General features: G+C 49.1%; 17 protein-coding genes. 4 read left to right on the top strand and 13 right to left on the bottom strand.

Annotation, left to right across the window (positions count from 1 at the left end):
• Window positions 1-37: 37 nt before the first annotated feature.
• Window positions 38-1,126: a PQQ-dependent sugar dehydrogenase gene (locus ACXAG2_RS06705; RefSeq protein WP_474865367.1), complete on the bottom strand. Its 1,089-nt coding sequence runs from the start codon at window positions 1,124-1,126 to the stop codon at window positions 38-40.
• A gap of 94 nt (window positions 1,127-1,220) precedes the next feature.
• Between ACXAG2_RS06705 and ACXAG2_RS06700 the strand changes: the two genes are divergently transcribed.
• The 4 genes from ACXAG2_RS06700 (at window position 1,221) to ACXAG2_RS06685 (ending at window position 7,294) form a co-directional block, all read left to right on the top strand.
• Window positions 1,221-1,661, top strand: coding sequence for a hypothetical protein (locus tag ACXAG2_RS06700; protein WP_474865365.1), 441 nt, complete (start codon window positions 1,221-1,223; stop codon window positions 1,659-1,661).
• Window positions 1,662-1,756: 95 nt separating this feature from the next.
• The gene (locus ACXAG2_RS06695; RefSeq protein WP_474865362.1) at window positions 1,757-2,899 is read left to right on the top strand and encodes an FIST signal transduction protein; all 1,143 of its coding nucleotides are present in this window, start codon (window positions 1,757-1,759) and stop codon (window positions 2,897-2,899) included.
• Entirely contained in the window at window positions 2,899-6,213 is a 3,315-nt protein-coding gene (locus tag ACXAG2_RS06690; RefSeq protein WP_474865359.1) for a PAS domain-containing hybrid sensor histidine kinase/response regulator, read from the top strand. The genes ACXAG2_RS06695 and ACXAG2_RS06690 overlap by 1 nt, the downstream gene beginning before the upstream one ends.
• A gap of 13 nt (window positions 6,214-6,226) precedes the next feature.
• Window positions 6,227-7,294 (top strand): response regulator, encoded by a 1,068-nt coding sequence (locus ACXAG2_RS06685; RefSeq protein ID WP_474865357.1) that lies wholly within the window; start codon window positions 6,227-6,229, stop codon window positions 7,292-7,294.
• A gap of 16 nt (window positions 7,295-7,310) precedes the next feature.
• On the opposite strand, the gene ACXAG2_RS06680 is transcribed toward ACXAG2_RS06685, so the two are convergent.
• The 12 genes from ACXAG2_RS06680 to phoR all read right to left on the bottom strand — a co-directional run bounded on the left by ACXAG2_RS06680 (window position 7,311) and on the right by phoR (window position 22,805).
• On the bottom strand, window positions 7,311-8,417 hold the full coding sequence (locus ACXAG2_RS06680) for an energy transducer TonB (protein ID WP_474865354.1): 1,107 nt from the start codon (window positions 8,415-8,417) through the stop codon (window positions 7,311-7,313).
• Between the two features lie 95 nt (window positions 8,418-8,512).
• The gene (locus ACXAG2_RS06675; protein ID WP_161599091.1) at window positions 8,513-9,160 is read right to left on the bottom strand and encodes a class I SAM-dependent methyltransferase; all 648 of its coding nucleotides are present in this window, start codon (window positions 9,158-9,160) and stop codon (window positions 8,513-8,515) included.
• A 353-nt stretch (window positions 9,161-9,513) separates the two neighbouring features.
• Entirely contained in the window at window positions 9,514-10,812 is a 1,299-nt protein-coding gene (locus ACXAG2_RS06670) for a tetratricopeptide repeat protein (protein WP_474865352.1), read from the bottom strand.
• A 5-nt stretch (window positions 10,813-10,817) separates the two neighbouring features.
• Window positions 10,818-11,426: an energy transducer TonB gene (locus ACXAG2_RS06665; RefSeq protein ID WP_474844959.1), complete on the bottom strand. Its 609-nt coding sequence runs from the start codon at window positions 11,424-11,426 to the stop codon at window positions 10,818-10,820.
• A gap of 3 nt (window positions 11,427-11,429) precedes the next feature.
• Window positions 11,430-11,837 (bottom strand): ExbD/TolR family protein, encoded by a 408-nt coding sequence (locus ACXAG2_RS06660; RefSeq protein ID WP_070123859.1) that lies wholly within the window; start codon window positions 11,835-11,837, stop codon window positions 11,430-11,432.
• 23 nt (window positions 11,838-11,860) lie between these two features.
• Window positions 11,861-12,385 (bottom strand): MotA/TolQ/ExbB proton channel family protein, encoded by a 525-nt coding sequence (locus ACXAG2_RS06655; protein ID WP_119500130.1) that lies wholly within the window; start codon window positions 12,383-12,385, stop codon window positions 11,861-11,863.
• A gap of 3 nt (window positions 12,386-12,388) precedes the next feature.
• Entirely contained in the window at window positions 12,389-13,753 is a 1,365-nt protein-coding gene (locus ACXAG2_RS06650; RefSeq protein WP_474865349.1) for a MotA/TolQ/ExbB proton channel family protein, read from the bottom strand.
• 12 nt (window positions 13,754-13,765) lie between these two features.
• Window positions 13,766-14,524 carry a DUF3450 domain-containing protein gene (locus ACXAG2_RS06645; protein ID WP_119500128.1) on the bottom strand — a complete coding sequence of 253 codons (759 nt, stop codon included), beginning with the start codon at window positions 14,522-14,524 and terminating at the stop codon, window positions 13,766-13,768.
• Window positions 14,525-14,697: 173 nt separating this feature from the next.
• Complete coding sequence (locus ACXAG2_RS06640) at window positions 14,698-17,349, bottom strand: TonB-dependent receptor domain-containing protein (RefSeq protein ID WP_474865347.1); 2,652 nt, start codon at window positions 17,347-17,349, stop codon at window positions 14,698-14,700.
• 123 nt (window positions 17,350-17,472) lie between these two features.
• The gene (locus ACXAG2_RS06635; RefSeq protein ID WP_474844962.1) at window positions 17,473-20,232 is read right to left on the bottom strand and encodes a hypothetical protein; all 2,760 of its coding nucleotides are present in this window, start codon (window positions 20,230-20,232) and stop codon (window positions 17,473-17,475) included.
• A 315-nt stretch (window positions 20,233-20,547) separates the two neighbouring features.
• Entirely contained in the window at window positions 20,548-21,510 is a 963-nt protein-coding gene (locus tag ACXAG2_RS06630; protein ID WP_474865344.1) for a PstS family phosphate ABC transporter substrate-binding protein, read from the bottom strand.
• The gene (phoR, locus tag ACXAG2_RS06625) at window positions 21,507-22,805 is read right to left on the bottom strand and encodes a phosphate regulon sensor histidine kinase PhoR (RefSeq protein ID WP_119500124.1); all 1,299 of its coding nucleotides are present in this window, start codon (window positions 22,803-22,805) and stop codon (window positions 21,507-21,509) included. Before phoR ends, ACXAG2_RS06630 begins: the two co-directional genes overlap by 4 nt.
• Between the last annotated feature and the right edge of the window lie 24 nt (window positions 22,806-22,829).

The following is a 22,829-nucleotide window of genomic DNA, read 5'->3' as shown; positions in this document are numbered from 1 at the left end:
TAAATATATGGAGCTACAAAAATAATGATTATTAGATTCAGAGGGGTGCAATTCGCAAAACGGTGGCGTTTTCACCATCGGTTAGTACATAGATTGCGCCTTTACGATCAATTTCAATGTCCCGCAAACGCTGATTAATAGTAGCAAACAATTTTGTTTTGCGGGGAGGCGTGGTTGACATATCCACAGCGATGACGGACTGGTCTTTCAGCGTAGTCACCAGCAACTGGCCTTTCAAACCCGGAAACAGATCACTGTTATAAAAAACCATGGCAGACGGCGCAACAGAAGGAGTCCAGTCAACCAGCGGAGACTCCATGCCGGCATATTCTGTAAATGGTGAAATACGGGCACCGGAATAGTCTCTGCCTGATGTCGCTACCGGCCAGCCATAATTGAGTCCCGGGCGGAGTATGTTTATCTCATCGCCTCCGTCGGGACCATGTTCGTGTTCATAGATGACTGCGGCTTCTTCATCGATAGCCAGTCCCTGAGGATTGCGGTGGCCCGTTGAATAAATATAGGGCGCAGTGTCATAAAAAGGATTATCAAGCGGCGCAGCGCCATCCTCGCGGATTCGCAGAATTTTCCCCAGTTGACTGTCAGTCCGCTGTGCATGCTCACGGTAATCAAAACCGTCACCGGATGACACCAGCCAGGTGCCGTCATTCAGCACTGCAAGACGGCCACCATAATGAACCGGCGTGTCTTTATCCGGTGATACTGTAAACACGACGTTGATACCGGTAATGGTATCGTTCTGAAGCGTTGCTGTGGCCACTGCCAGATGATTCGCCGTTTCCGTTCCCTGAGAAAATGTCAGCATGATACGTCCGGACAAGTCGAAGTCCTGCGCCAGCGCAATATCCAGCAGGCCACCCTGCCCGGCTACGTACAGGTCGGGCAACGCCAGCGGTACCCTGAGCAGCCGGGATTCTCCCCCGAGGATTACCACATTGCCTTCACGCTCAGTGACCAGTAACCGGCCATCAGGCAAAGATTCCAGCGCTTTGGGATAGTGTAATGTCCATGGTGCAATGCGCTTTGCCTGATAACGAATGTCTTCAGCAAAAGCGGGCAAAGCAAGGATGGTCAGAGTGATAGCAACGAGTGTGTTTTTAAACATGGAATTGTATCGTTCCTCTTGTGATCTGTAGCATGGCGTGAAAAGATGCGGTAAATCAGTTTCGCACTATACATCGAAAAATCGTCTGAACAACATGCCGTTAGCAACTGCAAAATCGTTTTCACTGGCTTTTTTCCCCGCCTGGCTGCTTTGTTACTGCCTGGCAAGCGTTTTCCATACGCAAATGGTACTGCTTGAGTTGCTCCGGTTAGACGTAGTCATTCCTCTCCCGCTCTGGTTACAAACAACATTCGAAGATATCTTTGGTCTGTTACCTGTGTATGGTTCTGCCACGGCCGCCGCCCTGTTTATCGCTTTCTCCCTGTGCGGCTGGCTGACAGGAAACTTCACCCGTCGGAGGTGGCTGCTGCCGCTGGCCGGTGGCGTGGCGATGCTGGTGCTGTTGATGGCCATGTATCCGGTAATGCATGTCACACTTATCGCCGGCGCCCGTTCTGCTGCCGGCCTGGCTTTACAATGTCTGGCGGGTTGTCTTGGCGGACTTGTCTTCCTGCGAATATCCCGTCCCGGTTGATCCTGCGCATTAAATTTCAGTAAATTTATGGCGTTACCCGTAAGGTCGCGCTAGATTTATTTTATATTTTGTATGTTAGCCACGGATGTTGCGGCATGGAAGTTACCCAACACATTATTCGCAGTACCCAAACGGAAGATGATGCTATTTTGCAGGCAGTTAAAGCGCCCTGCGATTTGCTGCTGGTATTCGCAAGTCCTGCATTTCTTTCCTCATCATCTTTGCTCACTGACATCATCGCCTCAGGCGCACCGGTGGCAGGTTGTGGTACCAGCGGAGAAATTACCGCCGGCGATGTGCGCGAACAGAGCGCTGTTTTCACCCGCATAGATCTTGAGGGTAAGGGATTTGCCCGCATTGCCGTGAGTCAGGTGCATGAAGAAGATTATTTTAACTGCGGTAAAACCCTTGGCGAATCGCTTCGTGGCGACGACTTAAAAGCCGTCATTATTTTTACCCGCGGTATCGACTTCGTACCCGGAGAAATGTTCGACGGCTTACACCATGTGCTCGGAACAGATTTGCTGATATGTGGCGGCATGGCCGGTGACAACGCCAGCTATGTGCAGACCTTTACACTCTCTCCTCAAGGGATCAGCGATCAAGATGTGATTGCGGCAGGGCTCTACGGAGACAATCTTGCCGTCAGTCAGGCCGTTATCGGAGGGTGGCAGTCTTTCGGCCCGATCCGTCAGGTTACCCGCAGTGAAAATAACATTTTGTATGAACTGGACGGCACACCGGCTCTGGATATTTACAAAAAATACCTGGGCCGTTCAGCCAGTCGCCTGCCCGTATCAGGGCTGCTTTTCCCCCTGGAGATGATGGACAGCTACGACGAGCCCTCCGGATTGCTCCGCGCTCTCTATGATGTCGACGAATCAGACGGCAGCCTGATTTTGGGAGGAAAGATTGAACAGGGTGCCTATTTCAGGCTGATGCATGCTTCCACAAATGATTTGATAAGCGGTGTGGAAGATGCAGCGCAGTCCTTCAGTCTCAGTGTAGAAAATCAGTTTAAGCCGGCTTTTGCGCTGGTAGTCAGTTGTCTTGCCCGCAAAATTGTCATGGGTGATCAGGTGGAAGAAGAAGTAGAGGCCATCACCAGTGCGCTCGGGCAGGACCTGCCGGTTTGCGGATTCTATTCAAACGGCGAGTTTGGCCCCCTCACGGCCCCGGGCCCCTGCAAATTGCATAACCAGACAATGATTGTCACGCTTTTCGGAACGACGGACTGATGCACAGGCTGTTGTTCAGACAAATCAAGAAAACCATGGGCTTTCAGACCATTGAAGAGGCTGAACAATGGCTTGATACGCTGCTGGAGCATGCCCTTGACGATTCACTGCCACCGGCAGTTCAGACGTTATTACAAGGTCTGATGCCTTTCGTCGACAGGGTCGACAGCAGTTACAAATCCCATGAAAGAGACATGGAAATCCGCGACCGCAGTATCCGCTTAAGCTCTCAGGAACTCACTGAATCACTAGAGCTGGCCCGCCGTGATGCGGTTAAGCAAAAGCAGGCGGTACGGGAACTGAAAATAGCGGCAAATGACTTGCTGAAAGGCCTGTCCAAGCCGGAATTATCAGAAGATACAGACTCACTGAACGGACTGGCAGAGCTGATGGCTGACCTCGCCAGAGAACGTAATGAAGCACTGCATGAAGTAGAAGTTCAGCGCCGTGCCATCGACCAGCATGCGATTATTGTGGTGGTGGATAATGAAAAGCAAATCCTCTTCGCCAACAGTAAGTTCTGTGAGATTTCAGGCTATGAGGAGAAGGAGCTTAACGGCAAAAGCCTCGAAATTATCCGCAGCGGTTATCACGATGAAAGTTTCTATACACCAATCTGGCGCGCGGTGCGGGCTGGCGAGGTGTGGCACGGCGAAGTGCACAATCTGAGAAAAAACGGCGAGACATTCTGGGTGTCCTCCACCATTGTGCCAATCGAAGGCAATTCCGGGCAAGCGGAGCGGTACGTCGCCATCATGACAGACATTACCCATCAGAAACTGCTGGAGGAACGTATATCCGACAGTCAGCGTTTTTATCAGAGTATTACCGACTCTATCGGTGAGGGCATTTTCGCAGTTGACCGCAGCGGTACTATTGAATTTCTTAATCCGGAGGCCAGTCGTCTGCTCGGCTGGACTATGGATGAACTGAAAAACAGACGTTTCCACGACACCGTGCAGTTCCAGTCACCGGATAAAAAGTTCATTCCGGTACAGCAAAGCCCTCTTATTCAAACCATTAAGAAAGGTGAAATCTATTTCTCTGAAGAAACTTATTTCACCCATAAGAACGGGCTTATGTTTCCGGTATCTATCACTGCCGTGCCACTGGAGGATGACAGGGGTAACATACGGGGACACGTCGGTGTGTTCAGGAATATCAGCGAACGTAAGAATATTGAGCAAGCCATGCGGGACGCCTTCTCTCAGGCTGAGCGGGCAAATAACGCGAAAAGTGAATTTCTCGCAAACATGAGTCACGAAATCCGTACGCCGCTTAATGCCGTACTGGGCCTTACTCATCTGGTGCTGAACTCGTCTCTTAGTACTCAACAGAAAGATTATCTGCAAAAGGCCACCAACAGTGCCAACACTCTGCTGGGCATCATTAACGACATTCTGGACTATTCAAAAATTGAAGCGGGTAAGCTGGATTTAGATATTCAGCCATTCATCTTCGATGATTTACTGGAGAAAGTGTCGAATTTGTTTCAGGACAGAGCTGTCAGCAAAGGGTTATTACTGCTTTTTGATATGGGCGGCGATATGAGTCTGCCCCTGCTGGGCGATGAAAACCGCCTGATGCAGATTTTCAATAACCTGGTCAGTAATGCCGTCAAATTCACCCGGCAGGGTCAAATTATTGTATCGGTTGAATTACAACCCCGTCAGGGACAACAGGTATCGGTTAAATTAAGGGTTACAGATACCGGTATCGGTCTCAGCGATGCCCATCAACAAAAGCTGTTTGACCCTTTTACTCAGGCCGACGCCTCTATATCCAGACAATATGGCGGCACCGGTCTGGGCATGAGTATTACGCGCCACCTGGTTGAACAGATGAACGGCACCATTTCGGTTGAAAGCGCACCCAGTGAAGGCAGTAAGTTCAGTATTGATCTGGTATTACCTCTGGCCGGAACCAGCAATACAATGCCGCCTTTAGGTGCACATCAGTTTCTTACACTCTGCTGTCTGAACGATGCCCTTTTACCGGTAGTGGGACTGGTGGAAAAAACGTTATCGACGCTGATGGTTCCTCATGAACACTGCACAACTCACCGTGCTGAATCTCTGCCGGAACAAACCACCCACCTGCTGGTGGTTGCAGATAAAATTACGGAAGAGCGGATGAAACAACTTGCTGAGGCATTCCGCTCGAAGCAACTGGATTATTCTCACCTGCGCATCCTCACCCCGGGCAATCAGGAGGAGATGCGTCATCTTCTGGTGAGTCACGGATTGTCTGATGCCGCCGTGATGCAACTTCCGTTTACCCAGCGTTCTATGCACGACTTCCTCAATCAGGGAGCAATACTTAAGGACACTCAAACAGGTTTCACTTCACTGGACGATATTGGCCTGGTTGAGCGCAGGCTAAGCGGCAAACACGTACTGATAGCTGACAGCGACGACATCAGTCAGACCGTTATGTCCCAGCAACTTAATTCTGCCGGTATTAAAGCCACCTGTGTCTCTTCTGGTGCAGACTGTATCACCTTGTGTAAACAACTGACCTTTGACGCCATTATTCTGAACAATAAATTACCTGATATTCCCGGCTGGGAAGTGGCTGAAAGTCTTGTATTTGGTAACAGCCTGACCACCCCGATTATCTGCACTTCCACAGAAGATGCCTCTGCCATTGAAGATTTAATCAGTGATTCCGGAATGTGTGCGTTGCTCACCAAGCCGGTAAGTAATGATGATCTGCTCCGTACTCTCGATAACTACATGATTTATACCGGCGAAGCAGAACACGCCGGCGATGACTTCGACGACATAAAAGCTCCCTATGCGTCACTGCTTCAGAGTTTTTACCGGAAATACAGTGTCAGCGGAAATACCCCCTTTGACTTCCTTGTTGAAGGTCTGCAGCAACAGTCATCAGTGCCGGTGGAAATTCTTGCAGGGATCAGAAAAGATGCCTCAGCGATTGGCGCGAAGCCACTGAAGAAAATGCTCGGCGCATTGCTGCAGCAGGATACTCCCGCTGAGCTGGTTCAGGCCGCCATTCCCAAACTTGCCGGAGAGCTGGATATGACGCTGAAGAAAGTCGTCGCCAGTCTGGACGCACTGAGCAATGTTGAGGAAAAACAAGAAAATGAACAGGATTTCACGTCACAAGTTCAATTTATACTAAACTTACTGGAAGACTACGATGCAAAAGCATCGGACAACCTGCAACAACTCTATAGTGAACATCAGCAGTCTCCCCATCGCTGGGTGCTGCAACAGGCAATACAGAAAGTATCTCAATACGATTTTGAAGCTGCGGCTGTGCTCTTGCAGCCATTAGTAAACGGGCAATAATTGTGGGCGTAATGTGAAAGCGTTTAGTGTTTTAATCGTTGATGACGAACCGGCAAACATTGATATTCTCAAAGATATACTGATCCATCAATATCAGGTAAAGGTGGCACCGTCGGGGGAAATTGCACTGAAAATTGTCAGTAAAGCCCCGCCCGATCTTATTTTGCTTGATGTCATGATGCCCCATCTGGATGGTCTGGAAGTGTGCCGGAGATTGAAAGCGGATCCGGCAACGGCCTCCATCCCGGTGATTTTTGTCACGGCGCTCGGGCAAGGGGAAGATGAAGAGCGCGGATTCGCCGCCGGTGCAGTGGACTATATTGCCAAGCCTATTGTACCCGCCATTGTGCTGGCCCGGGTAAAGACCCATATTTCACTCGCCCATCAGCAACGGGTCACCCGCCAGGAAGTGGAGGAACGGACAAAAGAACTTCAGGTAAGTCAGTTGAGTGCTATCAGTATGCTTGCTGCAGCGGGCCACTATAACGATACCGACACTGGGCTGCATATCTGGCGGATGGCGGCTTATGCCAGGAGGCTGGCCACTGCCGCAGGATGGTCTGTCGGAGCAGCCAGATTGCTGGAACATGCAGCTCCTATGCACGACACGGGAAAAATAGGCATTCCCGACAGTATTCTGAAAGCGCCCGGGCGGCTGAGAGACGAAGAAATGGTGATCATGCGGACCCATGCTCAAATCGGTCACGATATCTTATCTAACAGCCATTCACCGTTGTTCAAACTGGCTGCTGAAGTGGCGGTGAGTCATCATGAGCGCTGGGATGGTTCTGGCTACCCGAATGGACTAAAAGGGACGGATATTCCCGAATCAGGCCGTATTGTTGCTATCGCTGATGTGTTCGACGCGCTGACCATGATAAGACCTTACAAAAAAGCATGGAGCATCAGCGACTCTTTTGACTACATCCGCGACAACGCAGGTTCTCATTTTGATCCGGCACTGGCAGAGAAATTCCTGACCATAAAAGATGACATTATCAGCATTAAAGAAAAAGCGGATAATGCCTCTTCTGAGAATGAAGAATCAGTCTTTTACGCCGGATTTGTGGAAGATAAATAACCCCGCCGAATCCTACTCAGCCCAATTTAAAATCCATTCTGACCATGCGCGATTTCGTTACAACCGCATTACCACCGACAAATCTGGGAGCATAACGCCAGCGTTCCAGCGCCTTTATGGCTGCGGTACCAAACATGCTGCCACCGTCAGTTTCTATCAATTCAATGTCACGGACAAAGCCTTCATCATCGATAGTAAATGACAGGACCGCACTGCCGTCTTTACCCCGCCTTGCATAAGACACCGGATAATCCGGATTTACACGATAAAGCGGCTCAGGCTCCTGATCATCTGACCACGGCTTCATTTTCCCTATCGCCCGGCAGTGCTCTGTAGCCTTATCTGACTCTCCTTTCTTCTCATACAACCCGACCAGTTTCGCATGGGCATTCAGCGCATACGGATGGGAGAAATCAAGATTACTGTCGAAGGTATCAGCAACAATCTCATAATTCCCGATGGCCTTAGAAGAATGATTAAAGCGTTCGTAGACCAGTGCCAGTAATAAGCGGGATTCCAGAGTCCGTAGATCTTTATCCCCCCAAAAGCCATCGACGATACTCAGGTTGTCTTTATAGAAACGCAATATTGCGTTGTTGGTCACTCCTAAGATTGAATTGATAACTACTGTGGCAGCAAGGTAATGCGTCGTAACCTTCTGAGCGTCATCTTCAAACTGGATGTCGTCCATGTTGAGAATGATGTAACGACTCAGCCGTTGTGAAAAGCTGACCTTAGCTTTATCCATGCCCTTAAGCTTATTTACTGCACTGAGGATATCGATGTGCATATTCAGTAACGCAGGGGAATTTTCGTCATACAGCGAATCATATTGCTCCAGTACAGCTTTGAACTGGCTGACAGCCTCATCCACATAATCCTGCTGTGCGAGCATATTGGCGTACGAATGCCTGAGCTTCACCGCATTTTCGCTGTCAGCACCGTATTTTTGCTGACCCAGTTGCCAGGCTTGTTTCGCCAGCGCCGTACTCAGTACGATGTCATCTTTTTCCACCGCCTCCTTAAACGCACGGTAGACCTCGCTGAATTCATCAGCCGCAGCAGACATTGAAAGCAAAGAAGAAAAAAGTGTGATTTGTGCGAGTCGTTTAACACCACTCATGACAGCATCCTTGTTCATTAGTGAGTTTTCACTGTAGTGAAATGATGCAGTAAAAGCAAACCCGGCTTGCTGGCCGGGTTTGTTGGAAGGGAATATCAGATTTTTGTGGTTTTAAGGAAAATACAATTCTGACTGATGTGCTCACTGTCAAGACGCAGTCCGAATTCAGGTAAACTGGCCAGCACTTCTTCCCGCGTGTAAGGACGGTTAAGGATACCGATAGATTGTCCGTAATCGTTCACCTTCGTACTGATTTTATTCATAAACCCTTCACCGGGATATAGCAGCACATTCATGTAGAGGGTACCGCCTTTTTTCAGCACTCTGACAATTTCATGCATGGCTTTTTCAATCCCGCCAATGGTGTGATAACCATTTGGCAGGTTCGCAGTATCGAACGTTTCGTCCTCGAAGCTCATATTTCTCAGATCTTCGATGGCCAGCTCAGCCCCTTTCAGCTTCTTCCTCGCGCCCCCCATCAGGGCTTTGGAATAATCTACACCTACCAGTGAAAATGGCTGATCTTTCTGTTTTTTTCGCGCATGCTTCATGCAAATTTGGGTGAATGTACCGGTACCGATAGCACATTCAAGATGTTTGCCTTTAAGGTTCTCGGCAAAAAAACGGACCTGAGAAGATAAGGTATTGCGGTACGCCAGGGTCAGAATAAAAAAACCACGGACGTCATAAAGCATCGGCGTCAGGTTATAACTGTTTTCATTAATGATACTTTCATCTGACATGACAAAATGCCCTCTTTCAAAAAACTGCCGTTCATATTCAGCTATCATGACGACAGACAGACCTGCTAACTAACACGGGCTACTATCCACGCTTTACAAAACTATACATCAGGTGGAGAAAAAACTACGTATACCAAACATATACATAGGAATGAATCCGCAACACGCAGAGTAAATACTATGCCGGACAGCCGGAATCACGAGCCATGAGCATAGTCGCTGACATGCGCTATGTAAATGAAAGTAAAATGACACCTTACAAACATAAAAAAGGCCGGTTATCCCTTTTTTACCAGGAAAGCCGGCCTCTTTGTGCCCGTGTGGCATGCAACGGGCTTAGTATTTAACACACGTCAAATTTCAGCCATCGCTTCCTGCTGAGTCTTTTCAGACTGTACAAAGCGCTTCCATTGCTGTGCCATTGCTTTGCTCTTCTGATGCTTTTCAGCTTCAGCAAGCTGATCCAATGCTTTGGCGTACTGCTTATTGTTGTACAACGCCATGCCTTTAATCAGATACACAATACCCGGATTCCGTAACTGACCTTTTTCAATAGCATGGTCAGCAGCGGTAATGGCATCATCCCAGCGCTCAGCATTCAGCAATACCTGTGCGAGCTGGGCATCCAGTTCACCGTCTTCTGACAATTCAGCGGCAGACTGCATCACCGGAATGGCTTTATCCTGCTCTTTGGCAAGGGTCCAGCTCTGGCCAAGGAAACGTAAGTTACGCAGGTTCTTTTCCAGCGTACCGTCTTTCATCGCCTGTTCCATCAGCAAAGCGCCTTTATAAGGGACTTTGTGATAGTAATAAAGCTGTGCCAGGTTGAAGATGTCGGCAGACGATTCCACGTAACCTTGCTGATAAGCTGATTCCATGATTGCCAGTTGCTTTCGCTCTTCACCCAGTTCACCGTACATGCCGGCAAGCTGGATCCAGTACTTGGGCTCGTCAAACAACTTCACCAGTTTAACCAGAACATTCTTCACCTTTTCAGGTTGCTTAAGTTCATAGTAAATGGCCCGCTGCAGAATTAACCAGTTCTCATCAGGGAGCATGCCCTCAGCTTCATGATCAGCAATAGCTTTAGTGATGAACGGTTCGGCTTTAGCGTATTCCTTATTCTGATAATAAGCCTGAGCTTTTAAAATCAGATTCTTAGGCGGAACGACACCGTCGTTCAATGCTTCCCAGCGCTCAAGATAGGCAATACTCTTGTCGTAGTTACCCTGCATCAGGTTTAACTGAGCAAGACTGAACAAGGTCGTCATCTCAAACTTTTCAGGGATCGGCTGCTGCTCCACCACCTGCGCAAAGCTGTCTAATGCTTTATCGTACTGCTCATCGTTGTAATAGATGAAGCCGTAGAAGTTATACATCATGGCTTTTTCGTAGCTGTTCATCGAACTGTCTTTGTCTTTCACCTCGTCCAGGATGGCAATGGCTTCAGGAATATTTCCTTCATCGCCGGCCGCCTGAGCGCGGGCTAACTGTTCGTAAACTTTGCCACGCAAAGTCGGTACTTTGCGGGTTTTCTTTTCACTGGCTTTCACTTCCTGTGCCTGCGCGCTGATAACAACGGCGGGTACAACAGCCAGGTTTAAGGCCATTGAAAAAGCGCATACCAAACGTTTGGATAAATGATTCTTCATAGTACTTACCCGTCAATCTGGAAGGTGATTCGGTTCTGCACGCCGGACACTTCAGTCGCCTCACCGTTTACAACACGAGGCTTATATTTAAACTTCATGGCAGCATCCATCGCAGCCTGCTCAAATATGCCCGAAGGGTTCGCTTCTACCACTATCGGATCGCGCACTGTACCTTGCTTGGTTACCGTAAACTCCACGATAACGAAACCTTCAATACCACGCTGCAATGCACGACGGGGATAGACCGGCGCAACCTTAACGATAGGCAGATACTCACCGTCTCCGGATTCAAGTGCTAAGCCGCCGTCCAGGGCTACGTCAGCGCCAACATCACCGCCGAAGTCCATAGACGTGCCATTGGCGTCAGGCGAAGGCGAATCCATTTGCGGTGAACTCATTTGCGGCGGTGGCTCTTTTGGCGGTGGTGGCTTCCGGGGCTTACGGTCTTTTTGTTCAACCGTTTCCTCTTTCTTCACCCGCACAAAGTCAAGCACACTGCCTTTTGGTGGCTCTGTTAACGCACTGCCGCCCATCTTGATGAGTGATTGCATCAAGAAGAACAGGCCAAGCGTAATCGCCAGCGAAATGACAAATGCGATGATAAATCGTGGCATGGCTTAAGGCTCTTGTGCTGCGATTGAAACTTCGTAAACACCCGCCGCACGGGAGGCATCCATAACTTTGATCAGCGTATCGGTGGTGGCCTTCTGATCTGCCTGAATCACCACAGTACCCTGCGGGTTCTCAGCATGCAGACGCTCGATGTTGGCCTGTACCGCACGTACGTCAACACGACGCTTGTTGATCCAGATTTCACCGGTATCAGAAATCGCGATAAGAATGTTGGCGCGATCCTGTTTTACTGCGGTGGCCGCTTCAGGACGGTTTACATCGATACCGGCTTCTTTCACGAAAGACGCCGTTACAATGAAGAAGATAAGCATGATGAAAACAACGTCCAGCATGGGCGTCATATCAATTGTGGCTTCTTCTTCGTCAATCAGATTTTGAAAATGCTGCTTCATAATAAGGTTCCTGACAGAAAGGCTTAGCCTTTGCGATCAATAATCAAGGCGTCTTCTAAGTGTGTGCGTTCAGTCTTCACCATACGGTTCAGCCAGGTCGAGGCGAATACGCCTGACAACGCGCCAACCATACCCGCCATTGTCGGGATAGTGGCTTTAGATACACCAGATGCCATAGAGCGGGCGTTACCCGAGCCGGAGATGGCCATTACATCAAAAACTTCAATCATTCCGGTAACCGTACCCATCAGGCCCAACAGCGGACACAATGCCACCAGCGCCTGAATAATCGGAATACTGCCCCGTAAACGAATGGTCAGTGCAGAAATCGTTTTCTGGCGTACTTGCTCAGCAAACCAGGAGGAACGATCGCTGCGGGCTTTCCATTCAGCTACGGCCTGTTTCTTAAAGTTCTTGTGCCAAATCAGCAGGTACATCGCACGCTCGAGAATAAGTAACCACATGATGAAAATCAGCAGACCGATGACCAGGAGAACCTGGCCCCCTGTCTCTGTAAAATCACGAATGGCTTCGAGAAATGCGATCATGGCTTAGCCCCGCTCAGCGCGCTCTGCGATAACACCAGACGCCTGCTCTTGCAGCACGTACACGATATTCTTACTACGGGTATTCAGCATGGCGTATAACAATGTCATAGGAATTGCTACAACCAGACCCAGTACTGTAGTTACCAGTGCGGTAGAAATACCACCTGCCATCAGTTTCGGGTCACCGGTACCAAACAGTGTAATTGCCTGGAAGGTGTTAATCATACCGGTTACTGTACCTAACAGACCCATCAGAGGCGCAACCACTGAGATGATCTTGATAATGGTCAGGTTACGACCCAGTTTTGGTACTTCACCTAAAATCGCTTCTGTTAAGTGCAGTTCCAGCGCTTCAACATCCGCATTAGGGTGATCTTCACGAACTTTCAGTACACGGCCCAGCGGGTTGTCAGTTTTGATTTCTTTACGCTTAAGTTGCTTTTGTACTTTCGCGTTAATCAGCGTCAGGCTGATAAGACGCTCAATCGCCAGAAGCAGACCAATAGCACCTACGATAAGGATGATATAACCCACTTCACCGCCCTGCTCTACACGCTCTTTCAGATCAGGAGCCTGAACCAGCAGACCCAGGATAGAACCACCTGTAGGGTCAATACCAAACTCAACCAGTTCGCCGTTTGAGTTTTGCAGCGCCTGTGCAGAATCGCCGTAACGGTCAGCCGGCTGGCGAACCAGTTCAGCTACAGTGCCGGTGATGCCGTTGAAGTCGAGGTATTTACCATCAGCAACCAGTGCAAACGGGCCAACACGTACGATTTCTTTGTTAACTTTCTCGCCGCCGGCTTCAACAACAGACGTGTCGAACTTAGTCACTTTGCCTGACTCAGTCATTTCACGCTGCATTTCAAACCATACGCGCTCAATTTCCTCGATAGAAGCTAACTTTGAGCTCTTACCCATTGACTGTGCCATGTTGTCAAGAAACTCAGCGCGGCCGGGGATTTGAGCAGAAACAACAGAGTTCTGGAATTTGCTCTTGGTATCACCGGCAACCTGCTGCAGTACACCGAACAGTTCTTTCAATGAACCTAAACGGGTATCCAGAGCGGCATTCAGGTCGGCCAGTTTAAATTCGTTTTCTTCAAACTGAGTTTCCAGACTTTCTGAATTCGCCAGCGCCTGATCACGCTTCTTGCGGGTATCAGCCAGGATCTGGTCCTGCTGAGCAACCTGTTGAGTGAATTCCTGTTCACGTTGCTTATTCTGTTGTGATTGAGCGAACTGGCCTTCTTCCAATTGCTTCAACAGGGCATCAAGGTCCAGTGCGCGGTCGTTTTCCGCCAGTGCACCGAAGCTTAATGTTGCAGCGGCAAGACCAGCTGCTAAAAATTTAATCTGCTTTAACATGGTCAATACCTCTTAGTCCGTGATTGCAACAGGCAGCATTAACAAGTCTGGTGCAAGCTGTTTCTTCGCCATGCGCAGACCTTTAGTGATCTGTGTACGGTAGCTGCTGTCCAGTTCTTCCCACTGACGTGTTTGTTTATTCCAAACACCTTGCTTACCAGCGTCACGGGTTTGGTAAATCAGTGCAGTACGGCCAAGACGTAAAAACTCAACATCACGCTCTGTACCGTCAATTTCATGAATACCTGTGTAAGCTTCCATGGTGCGGCCGTAATCCATCTCAACCTGATAGGCTTCCATTACACGACGGAATTTCTCAGAGGCAGACACATCGGCACGGTCCATCATGTCTTTTAAGTCAGCGATACGCTTGGCACGCTCTTCTTCCAGGAAAGGAACGTCCAGGGCAACGAATTGCTCAAGACCGTCAATCATGCGAATCATTAACGGCGTAATTTGACGCTCGATAACCGAAACTTCGTCGATTGATGCGTTCAGATCAGCCATTTCCTGTTCCTGGTTGGCAATCTGTTTGCGCAGCTGGTTGTTGTAAACTTCCAGCCCTTCGATTTCTTTATTCAACGTTTTGAACGTTTGAAGTTTATTATCGATTTGGTCAGCGATATTGTTGATTTTGTCTTGTGATTTAGCTGCACTTTCATTGATTTTTGCAGCCTCATCGACAACGGGTTTCAAGACGCTATCGTCTTGTGCCATGGCGGTAGTGGCCGTCAGGGCGCTCGCCAGCAGCAACGAGTTGAAAAGCTTCATACATTCAAACCTTACTGTTAAAAGGAATCGGATTTAACCGAGCGTAAATTTCTGCGCGTAGGATAGGAACTTTCTATGACAGTTTTATTACATGACTGTCATATTTCCTCTGTCATAATCCGACGGGAGGTGACGAAAAAAGAGCCGCTGATGCGGCTCTTTTTGAGTTGATTTTAGAAGTCGTAGCGATAAGCCAGACTGAAAGACGTTCCTACGGTTTCGGACCTTAGGAGTGTGTCCTCAAACTCAATTTTCTTTTCCTGATCAAGCATATTCTGCACTTTCAATGTGACAGTGGTATTAAAATCAGGGTACCACTTGTACACCACATCCAGAGAGTGGAAAGGCTGCTCGAAACTGTCATCGAACCCGTCGATGCCGGGAATAAGAATACGCGGACCAAACACGTTATAGACTAAAGATGCAGAGTGCTCACCGTTATCTGAGTCATAACCTAACTGTGTATTGACTACCCACTTAGAGTGACCTGTCATTGCACGCGTTGTGTTGGTAATAGATGTAGACACACCGGTTTGCTGTTCAATGGCTGCCGGATCAAGCTCGATCTCAGAGTCACTTAACGTCAGGTTACCGGACAGGAACAGGTTGTCCCATACGCCGTCACCGAGCACCTCAAGCCCTTGCAGGAACTCCACTTCCACACCGTACATCTTACCGGTTTCGGCATTAGCGATACGGATGAGCGGCGGACCGTCCTGTGCAGGTGACTGAACAGATTCAATAGGTGTATCCATGTCTTTGTAGAAAAGACCTACAGACAGGTTATTACCGGCCTCACGGTACCATTCCCAACGAACATCAAAGTTATCGATGGACGTGGTTTCCAGACCCGGCGTACCACCCACAGGGTTTTCAGTCAGCGGGTCAATGTAGGTGGCTGAAGATACTTCACGCAAGTCAGGACGTACTACCGTTTTACCGTAGCTGAAACGCAACTGCATATCCTGCTCAAGGAAATAAGTCACTGCCAGAGACGGATAGAAATCTGCTTCAGCAAACGCCAGTTGTGAACGGTCCGCATCGTCAGTTAAGTCAAACTGGTTTGTACGGGGGTCAAAAGGTACAACAGCCTGACGGAAGTCTTCGTAACGCACACCACCACTGAAACGCCACAGGTTGTTCCAGAACAGATCCGCTTCGAAGTAGTACGAATCCACTTTCTGACCGGCGGCATAGTCATCACCGGCAACGGTGGTGTCACGCAGCAGGTTCTGTGTGGTGTAGCTGGCATTGTCCAGCGCTTCATCGTCAAGCACTTCGTCAAACTCATAGCCGGTAAGCAATGAGGTATCAGAGAAAGCACGGGTGCTCACATCAAGACGGCGGTTTTCTGCAGTACGGGTTTTGGTCAGGAAATTTCCACCCGCTTTAAATTCCATCTCCCACTTATCTACCATCAGCGGATAGTTGAAGTTGTAGGCATAGTTTTCTACGCGGTCATGGAGACCCTGGAATGAATAACGTCCGGCAACGGTAGAGTTACTCACGCTGCTTTCGGTTTCACGATCGTAAATACCATCCAGGTTTTCATCTTCCAGCAGGAAGCGGGCTTCCATATTACCCGGCGCGTCACGCAGTGAACGGCCTAATGAGTATTTCCAGTCAAACCCTAAGAAACCCAATTCAGGGAACGTATGGGTACCACGAATCTGATTAGTAAACAGTTTACGCTCTTCGTACTGCACTTCGTATTTGCGAACACGCTGGTTATCAGACAAGGTGATGTTCGCCGTGTTACCAATCATGTCACGGATCTGGTCACGGGTATCGCTCAGTACAATGACACTGTAATCCACGCGGTGCTGGCGGTTATAGTCGATACCGACGTTAAACAGTGAAGACCACTTCACAGATTTCTCTGTGGTGTTCACTTCGTCATAGTAGCGGACCATACGGATTTCATCGCCGTTACGCAGTGGCTGCTCACCAATGTATTCTTCACTTACATTGGTAGAACGGTCATAACCGGTAGCAACAAGGAAACCGAAACGCCAGTCGTCGTTATAATCGAAACTGTTACCGATGGAGAAGTTACCCTTCATATCAGGGTCAACACTTTCCAGTACAGGGTCGTAGTCACGGTTTAATTGCTTGAACAGCGCGACAGATTCTTCCTGGCTTAAATCATCCAGAAAGTCTTTGCTGGCATACTGGGCTGCAATGTCAGCAGGCATGGCGCGGGTGCCGTCATCTTTACCCATCCAGTCATCGCTGCCGCCGTTGTACATGTAGGCATCGTCAAAGTTATCGGAGTTATAACCTAACTGGCCCTGCACACTCATCACAAAATCGGAAGGAATGGTACGCAACCGGATATCTACGTTACCACCGCCAAACGAAGCCGGCATTGAAGGCGAATACGCTTTCTGAACCGATAAGCTTTCGATAATAGATGACGGGAATAAATCGAGAGGCATAACGTTACGGGTAGGATCAGGGCTTGGTACCGCCAAACCGTTTAACTGGGTAGATGAATAACGTTCACCCAGACCACGAACGTAAATGAACTTACCGTCAACCAGGGTCAAACCTGTTACACGACGCAATGCTGATGCCGCATCAGAGTCACCGGTACGAGAGATTTGCTCAGCACCCATGATATCCGCAACAAAAGCCTGGTTCTTACGTTCTTCCATAACGGCAGTGGCCGTACCTTTTAAGCGGGTGCCGGTGGCAACCACTTCTTCAATGACTTCTTCGTCATCTGTTTCCTGAGCAACTGCGGGCGCGATGCTGGCAGATAATGTTGCCAGTACAGCCAGACTCAGTGGTTTGACAGGAAACCTGATTGCAGGCTTTTTCATTGTAAACCTCGTGGAAAAGCGTTCTTACAATACAACGATAAAAATCGATGCTTTTAATACTTAAAAAGCAAGCACGTTACTTTTACCGCAACGTGCCTGCTCTGATGGTGGGATTAGGAGTGATTACTCCAGACCAACAGTCCAGCCAGCTGTCCAGTCGTTGTCTTCAGATACTGCACCTACGAAGTCAGCATTGTCGAAGAACGTGTCGCCAGTCCAGTCTTTAGGCGTTACTGCATCAGTGATGCTGTAGATACCGTTAACTACTTCAGCCTGAGTAGCAACAACTGCGTTGCCGGTCATGGTGTTCAGGAACCAGTTTTCCAGGTCAACTGCACCGTCATCAAACTTGAAGTTCTCGTCGTTTTCACAAGCGATTACAGAGTTAGTGAAGGTTGTTGTACCGTCAGACAGGTTAGCTTGTGATTCGTTAACGTTTTCGATTTCGAAACACTCACCCATGCCTGCAGGGCCTGTTACGATGAAGTTAGACAGCTGAGCGCCTGTACCTTCACGTAAGTAAACACCTTCTGAATCGTCATCACCGTCAAACTCGTTACCGATAATGGTGACGTTAGACAGAGTCGGGTTAGACTGAGGCTCATTAGCCGGGTCTGAACCGTCGTTGTCCGCTTCGATACCACGGTTTGCATCAGAGTTGTCAGTCGCCTGGCGAACTAATACATACTGCATGCGACCCTGGAAGCCGTTATCCCAGTCAATGCTGTCGTCCTGGTTGTCAGTCAGTACTACGTACTTCATATCAACGTTACCGCCGAAGAACTCAACACCGTCGTCAGATGATTTGTGGATTTGAATGTAGCTGATATCAGTACCTGAACCCACACCGCCCATAGTCAGACCTTGCAGCTCGTTGTCCGGTGCGATTTCGAAACCAGAGTACATGATACGCACGTAGCGGATAGTACCTGAGTTATCAGCAGTGTCTGAACCACCGAATACCGCACCTTCTTCTGCACCTTCGATTTGCAGAGAGCAGGCACCTTCAGCAGGACACTGGTTAGATGGGGCGTTACCCAGCATTACCAGACCACCCCACTGACCAGGCTCACCGGCGTCAGACGCCACATCAGCTTGTGAAGTGAAAGTGATTGGGTTTGCAGCAGTACCCTGTGCATCAATTTTAGAGCCACGGCTGATTACCAGGTAATCGTTACCGCTTGCACCGTACAGCGTTACACCGTCTTCGATAGTCAGCGTCGCGCTGTCAGCATTGTCATTACCGATGAATACTGCACCAGACAGAGCATACATGTTGCCTTCAGTCAGTGTCAGGTCAGAAGTAATGCGGCCAGACAGTTCACATGTTGTGGTTGTACCATCAACAGAAGTGATTTCAGACGTACCGGAAGGACAACCTTCTACAGTTTCTACTACGCCGGTCACTTCACCGCCGCCGTAACCAAATGCCCAGCCTTCACGCCAGTCAGTTGTTCCGTCTAACGCACCGATGTAATCAGTCGCATCGAAGAAACCGTCAACCTGAGAAGCATCAGCACCGGCACCTAACAGCGGGCTGCCTGATGTAGGAGAACCGTCTGCATTCAGGGCAATCGCTTCAGAAACAGAGTTACCTGTCATGGTGTTCAGGAACCAGTCTTCCAGGTCAACTGCACCGTCATCGTTCTTGAAGTTTTCGCCGTTACGACAAGCCATAACAGAGTTTTGAATCGTGATAGTGCCGTCAGCCAGGTTAGCCTGAGATTCAGTCACATTTTCAACTTCGAAACACTCGCCCATACCAGCAGGGCCCGTTACAACCATGTTGTAGATCTGAGCGCCGGTACCTTCACGAAGGTAAACGCCTTCAGAATCGTCGTCACCGTCGAAGTTGTTACCGATGATAGTAAGGTTAGAAATCATTGGGTTAGACTGTGGCTCGTTTGCCGGATCTGAACCGTCGTTATCCGCTTCGATACCACGGTTTGCGTCAGAATCATCAGTAGCATGTTCAAGGAATGCGTACTGGATTTTACCGGTGAAGCCGTTATCCCAGTCTAATGAATCATCTTGCGCGCCTGTAACCAGAACATATTTCAGTTGCGGGCTACCGCCGAAGAATTCGATACCGTCATCTGAAGATGCGTGTACCTGGATGTGGTCGATAGAAGTACCTGAACCCACACCGCCCATAGTCAGACCTTGCAGCTCGTTGTCGGGTGCAATTTCGAAACCAGAGTACTTGATAACCATGTAGCTGATTGAACCAGAGCTTTCTGTATCGTCTGTTCCACCGAATACCGCGCCTTCTTCAGCACCTTCGATTTGCAGAGAACAGTCACCTGTATCAGGACACTGGTTAGATGACGCATTACCCAGCATTACCAGACCACCCCACTGACCAGGCTGAGCGTCACCGCCAACTACGTCTTCAATTGAGGTAAGGATTACCGGTGCTGCTGCAGTACCGTTTGCTTCAATAGTAGAACCACGGCTGATAACCATGTAATCGTTACCGCTGCGGCCGAAGATAGTTGTGCCCGGCTCGATAACCAGGTTTACGCTGTCTGCGTTATCGCTACCGAAGAAAACCGCGCCGTCTAACGCCCATACGGTGTCGTTAGTCAGAGTAATGTTACCGCTGTCGTCTGCATCATCAGCAGTTAAACGACCAGACAGTACGCGAACAGTTACGTCGCTGCCAAATGCAGTTGAAACTTGAGTGCTCAGGCCTGAGCTCACTTCGCCGGGTGCTGTATCAGTATCGCCAGAATCGCCTGAGCCAGAATCGCTACTACTTCCGTTGTTATTTGTAACGCTGTTATCGATGTCGCCTTCGCTGATATTGATGTCACCACCACAGCCGGCTAAAACAAGCGCCGCTGCGATTGCTGAAGCCTGAAATAAGTGCTTAAGTTCCATTCATCTCTCCAAGTGCAAATATAATTATGGATTTAGAAAACGCAGGCACTTTACCTAAGCTAAATGACACATTTGTTACACTTCTGCGTTGTCACAAAACTTTCACAGTGAAAAGTGAACTTTTAATATCTAAATCAGACCTGTAGGATGGTTAAAAATCTTAGTATATGATTTTGCTTAATTTATTATTTCCCGTCACACGGGAAAATAAAGGCTGGATTTGTGGTTTAGCGTTAAAAAAGCGGCAGTCCGGCGAATTTGCCGGTAACAATTAAACGAAAGTATGAAGGAAAAATGACAGCCATCACGGCGTTTTTAACGCTGAACGTTGTCCAGAAGACGGCGCTGGCGAAGCAATACATCTTCCCTGACAGGAAAATAGCCGTCACGCTGAACCTGCACCTGCCCTTGTTTTGACAGTACATACTTCAGAAACTCACGCTCCAGTGTGGGCAGAGGTTTTCCCGGTGCTTTATTCACCACCAGGTAGAGAAAGCGGGCATAAGGGTAGGTTTCATTACGAACAGTCTCTGTAGTCAGCGGCACCAGTGAATCCACGCTTTCACCAATTGAGAGCGCCTTTACGCCGGCGGTTTTGTAACCGTAGGCCGCGTACCCCATTCCATGCTGACTGGTTGCAACCGACAGTACCACGGAAGCAGAACCGGGCTGTTCATTCACTGTCGTCCTGAAATCTCCGTCACATAATGCCATGAGTTTAAACAAGCCGTAAGTACCGGAAACTGAATTTCGCCCGAACAGGCGAATTGGAGAAGGGCTGGTTGATGAATTACCGGTAAGTTCAGACCAGTCTGTCACCGGTGAACCTGCGCCGCAATAACGGGTTTCAGAAAAGATAGCGTCAACCTGTTCCAGTGTCAGGCCCCCGACCGGGTTACGACGCTCGACGAAAATGGCAATGGCATCCATGGCCACCTTCAGTACCGTTGGCGGATAACCATGCTCACGAACAAAATCACGGATTTCAGAAGGTTTCATTTCACGGCTCATGGGGCCGATCGTCGCCGTGCCCTCTGTCAGCGCCGGCGGTGCAGTAGAAGAACCGGAAGCCTGGATCTGAAACTTCACCTGCGGATACATTTCCATGAACTCCTGCGACCACAGGGTCATCAGGTTGGCCAGCGTATCAGACCCTACGGAGGTAATTTTCCCTGCCACGCCCGGGCTGCGGGTATATTCCGGCACAGGCTCAGCAGCATGGGCCCGGAAGATAACAGAACAGCAAAGGAACAGAACTAAGGCCGTAAACCGGCTCATGACTTCTCCGTAATTAACTCTTCGTCCAGCAGGAAAGAAAACTGACTGCCCTCGCCTACTGTACTGGTGATATCCAGCTGCGAATTATGATGGCTGAGCACGTGTTTCACAATAGATAAGCCCAGACCGGAACCACCTGTTTTTCTGGAACGCGCCTTATCCACACGATAAAAACGCTCAGTCAGCCGCGCAAGGTGATTCTGCTCAATACCGTCACCGTTATCCACCACCGCAAATAAAGCGCCGTGATCATCCCGTTTCCAGTAAACATCAATTTCGCCCCCGGCCGGCGTGTAATGCACAGCGTTAAACACCAGATTAGAACAGGCACTGCGAAGTTCTGTTTCCACCCCGAAAACCCAAAGTTCAGGGTCGATATGGAAGCGTATGGTATGACCTTTTTCCGCATTGAGTGTCTGCGCTTCTTTTTCCAGTTGCCGGAACATGGAAGGCATATTGACTTTATTTTCGTAGATACGCTCCGAACTGGCTTCAATGCGTGACAATACCAGCAGATCCTCAATCAGGTTTTGCATTCTGTGAGTCTGGGCGTTCATTTCTTTGAGCGCTTTGGTCACCATGGGATTGTCTTCATTATCCGGTAACAATTCCAGATAACCGGAGATCACGGTGAGCGGCGTGCGTAATTCGTGTGAAACGTTTGCCACGAAATCCTTACGCATTTCTTCTAACTGGCTAACACGGGTCACGTCACGGGCAATCAGCAACAGGTGCTCTTCCCCATAGGGCATGATCCGGTATTCGAATGTTTTACTGGGGTTTGCCGGTGCCGGTACTTCGATAGGATGGCTGAAATCGCCGGCATGAAAATATTCTATAAATTCAGGATGGCGGATAAGGTTATCAATACGTGCGCCGGCGTCGCCGGGCCATTTAAGCCCCATTTCCAGTCTTGCCAGCCGGTTGCACCAGATAATACAGGCCTTGGAATCCACCACCACTGCGGCATCAGGTAAGGCTTCCGACCCTTCACGGAAACGCTTTACCAGCTCACCGAGTTCTTTCCTTTTATTGCGGTTACGCCGCTGGAGATAATAAATACCTTCGTAGATATGCTCCCACACCCCGCTGACCGTGGGCGGAGACATTTTCCGGCTATGCCATAACCAGCGGTTGAGCTTAAAAAGCTGCCAGTAGTTGATTATCAGCAACCCCAGCGCGCCCAGCGTAATGGCGAATAACATGTCATCCAGGTACAACCCCACCAGCGCGAAGACAAGCAAATAGGCCAGCAGGCGAATTGCGCTTCTCAGCCAGGAAAAAGGATAGTACATGTAATTGAAGGCCTTATTTTAATG

Source organism: Alteromonas sp. ABH4_456 (genome assembly GCF_056160645.1).
Note: the sequence above shows the minus strand (reverse complement) of the source record. Positions and strands in the feature narration are given on the sequence as shown.

Excerpts from the sequence above, each read along its gene's own strand:
- ACXAG2_RS06705 (WP_474865367.1), bottom strand. The coding sequence starts at position 1,126 with ATGTTTAAAAACACACTCGTTGCTATCACTCTGACCATCCTTGCTTTG.
- ACXAG2_RS06700 (WP_474865365.1), top strand. The coding sequence starts at position 1,221 with ATGCCGTTAGCAACTGCAAAATCGTTTTCACTGGCTTTTTTCCCCGCC.
- ACXAG2_RS06695 (WP_474865362.1), top strand. The coding sequence starts at position 1,757 with ATGGAAGTTACCCAACACATTATTCGCAGTACCCAAACGGAAGATGAT.
- ACXAG2_RS06690 (WP_474865359.1), top strand. The coding sequence starts at position 2,899 with ATGCACAGGCTGTTGTTCAGACAAATCAAGAAAACCATGGGCTTTCAG.
- ACXAG2_RS06680 (WP_474865354.1), bottom strand. The coding sequence starts at position 8,417 with ATGAGTGGTGTTAAACGACTCGCACAAATCACACTTTTTTCTTCTTTG.
- ACXAG2_RS06675 (WP_161599091.1), bottom strand. The coding sequence starts at position 9,160 with ATGTCAGATGAAAGTATCATTAATGAAAACAGTTATAACCTGACGCCG.
- ACXAG2_RS06670 (WP_474865352.1), bottom strand. The coding sequence starts at position 10,812 with ATGAAGAATCATTTATCCAAACGTTTGGTATGCGCTTTTTCAATGGCC.
- ACXAG2_RS06665 (WP_474844959.1), bottom strand. The coding sequence starts at position 11,426 with ATGCCACGATTTATCATCGCATTTGTCATTTCGCTGGCGATTACGCTT.
- ACXAG2_RS06660 (WP_070123859.1), bottom strand. The coding sequence starts at position 11,837 with ATGAAGCAGCATTTTCAAAATCTGATTGACGAAGAAGAAGCCACAATT.
- ACXAG2_RS06655 (WP_119500130.1), bottom strand. The coding sequence starts at position 12,385 with ATGATCGCATTTCTCGAAGCCATTCGTGATTTTACAGAGACAGGGGGC.
- ACXAG2_RS06650 (WP_474865349.1), bottom strand. The coding sequence starts at position 13,753 with ATGTTAAAGCAGATTAAATTTTTAGCAGCTGGTCTTGCCGCTGCAACA.
- ACXAG2_RS06645 (WP_119500128.1), bottom strand. The coding sequence starts at position 14,524 with ATGAAGCTTTTCAACTCGTTGCTGCTGGCGAGCGCCCTGACGGCCACT.
- ACXAG2_RS06640 (WP_474865347.1), bottom strand. The coding sequence starts at position 17,349 with ATGAAAAAGCCTGCAATCAGGTTTCCTGTCAAACCACTGAGTCTGGCT.
- ACXAG2_RS06635 (WP_474844962.1), bottom strand. The coding sequence starts at position 20,232 with ATGGAACTTAAGCACTTATTTCAGGCTTCAGCAATCGCAGCGGCGCTT.
- ACXAG2_RS06630 (WP_474865344.1), bottom strand. The coding sequence starts at position 21,510 with ATGAGCCGGTTTACGGCCTTAGTTCTGTTCCTTTGCTGTTCTGTTATC.
- phoR (WP_119500124.1), bottom strand. The coding sequence starts at position 22,805 with ATGTACTATCCTTTTTCCTGGCTGAGAAGCGCAATTCGCCTGCTGGCC.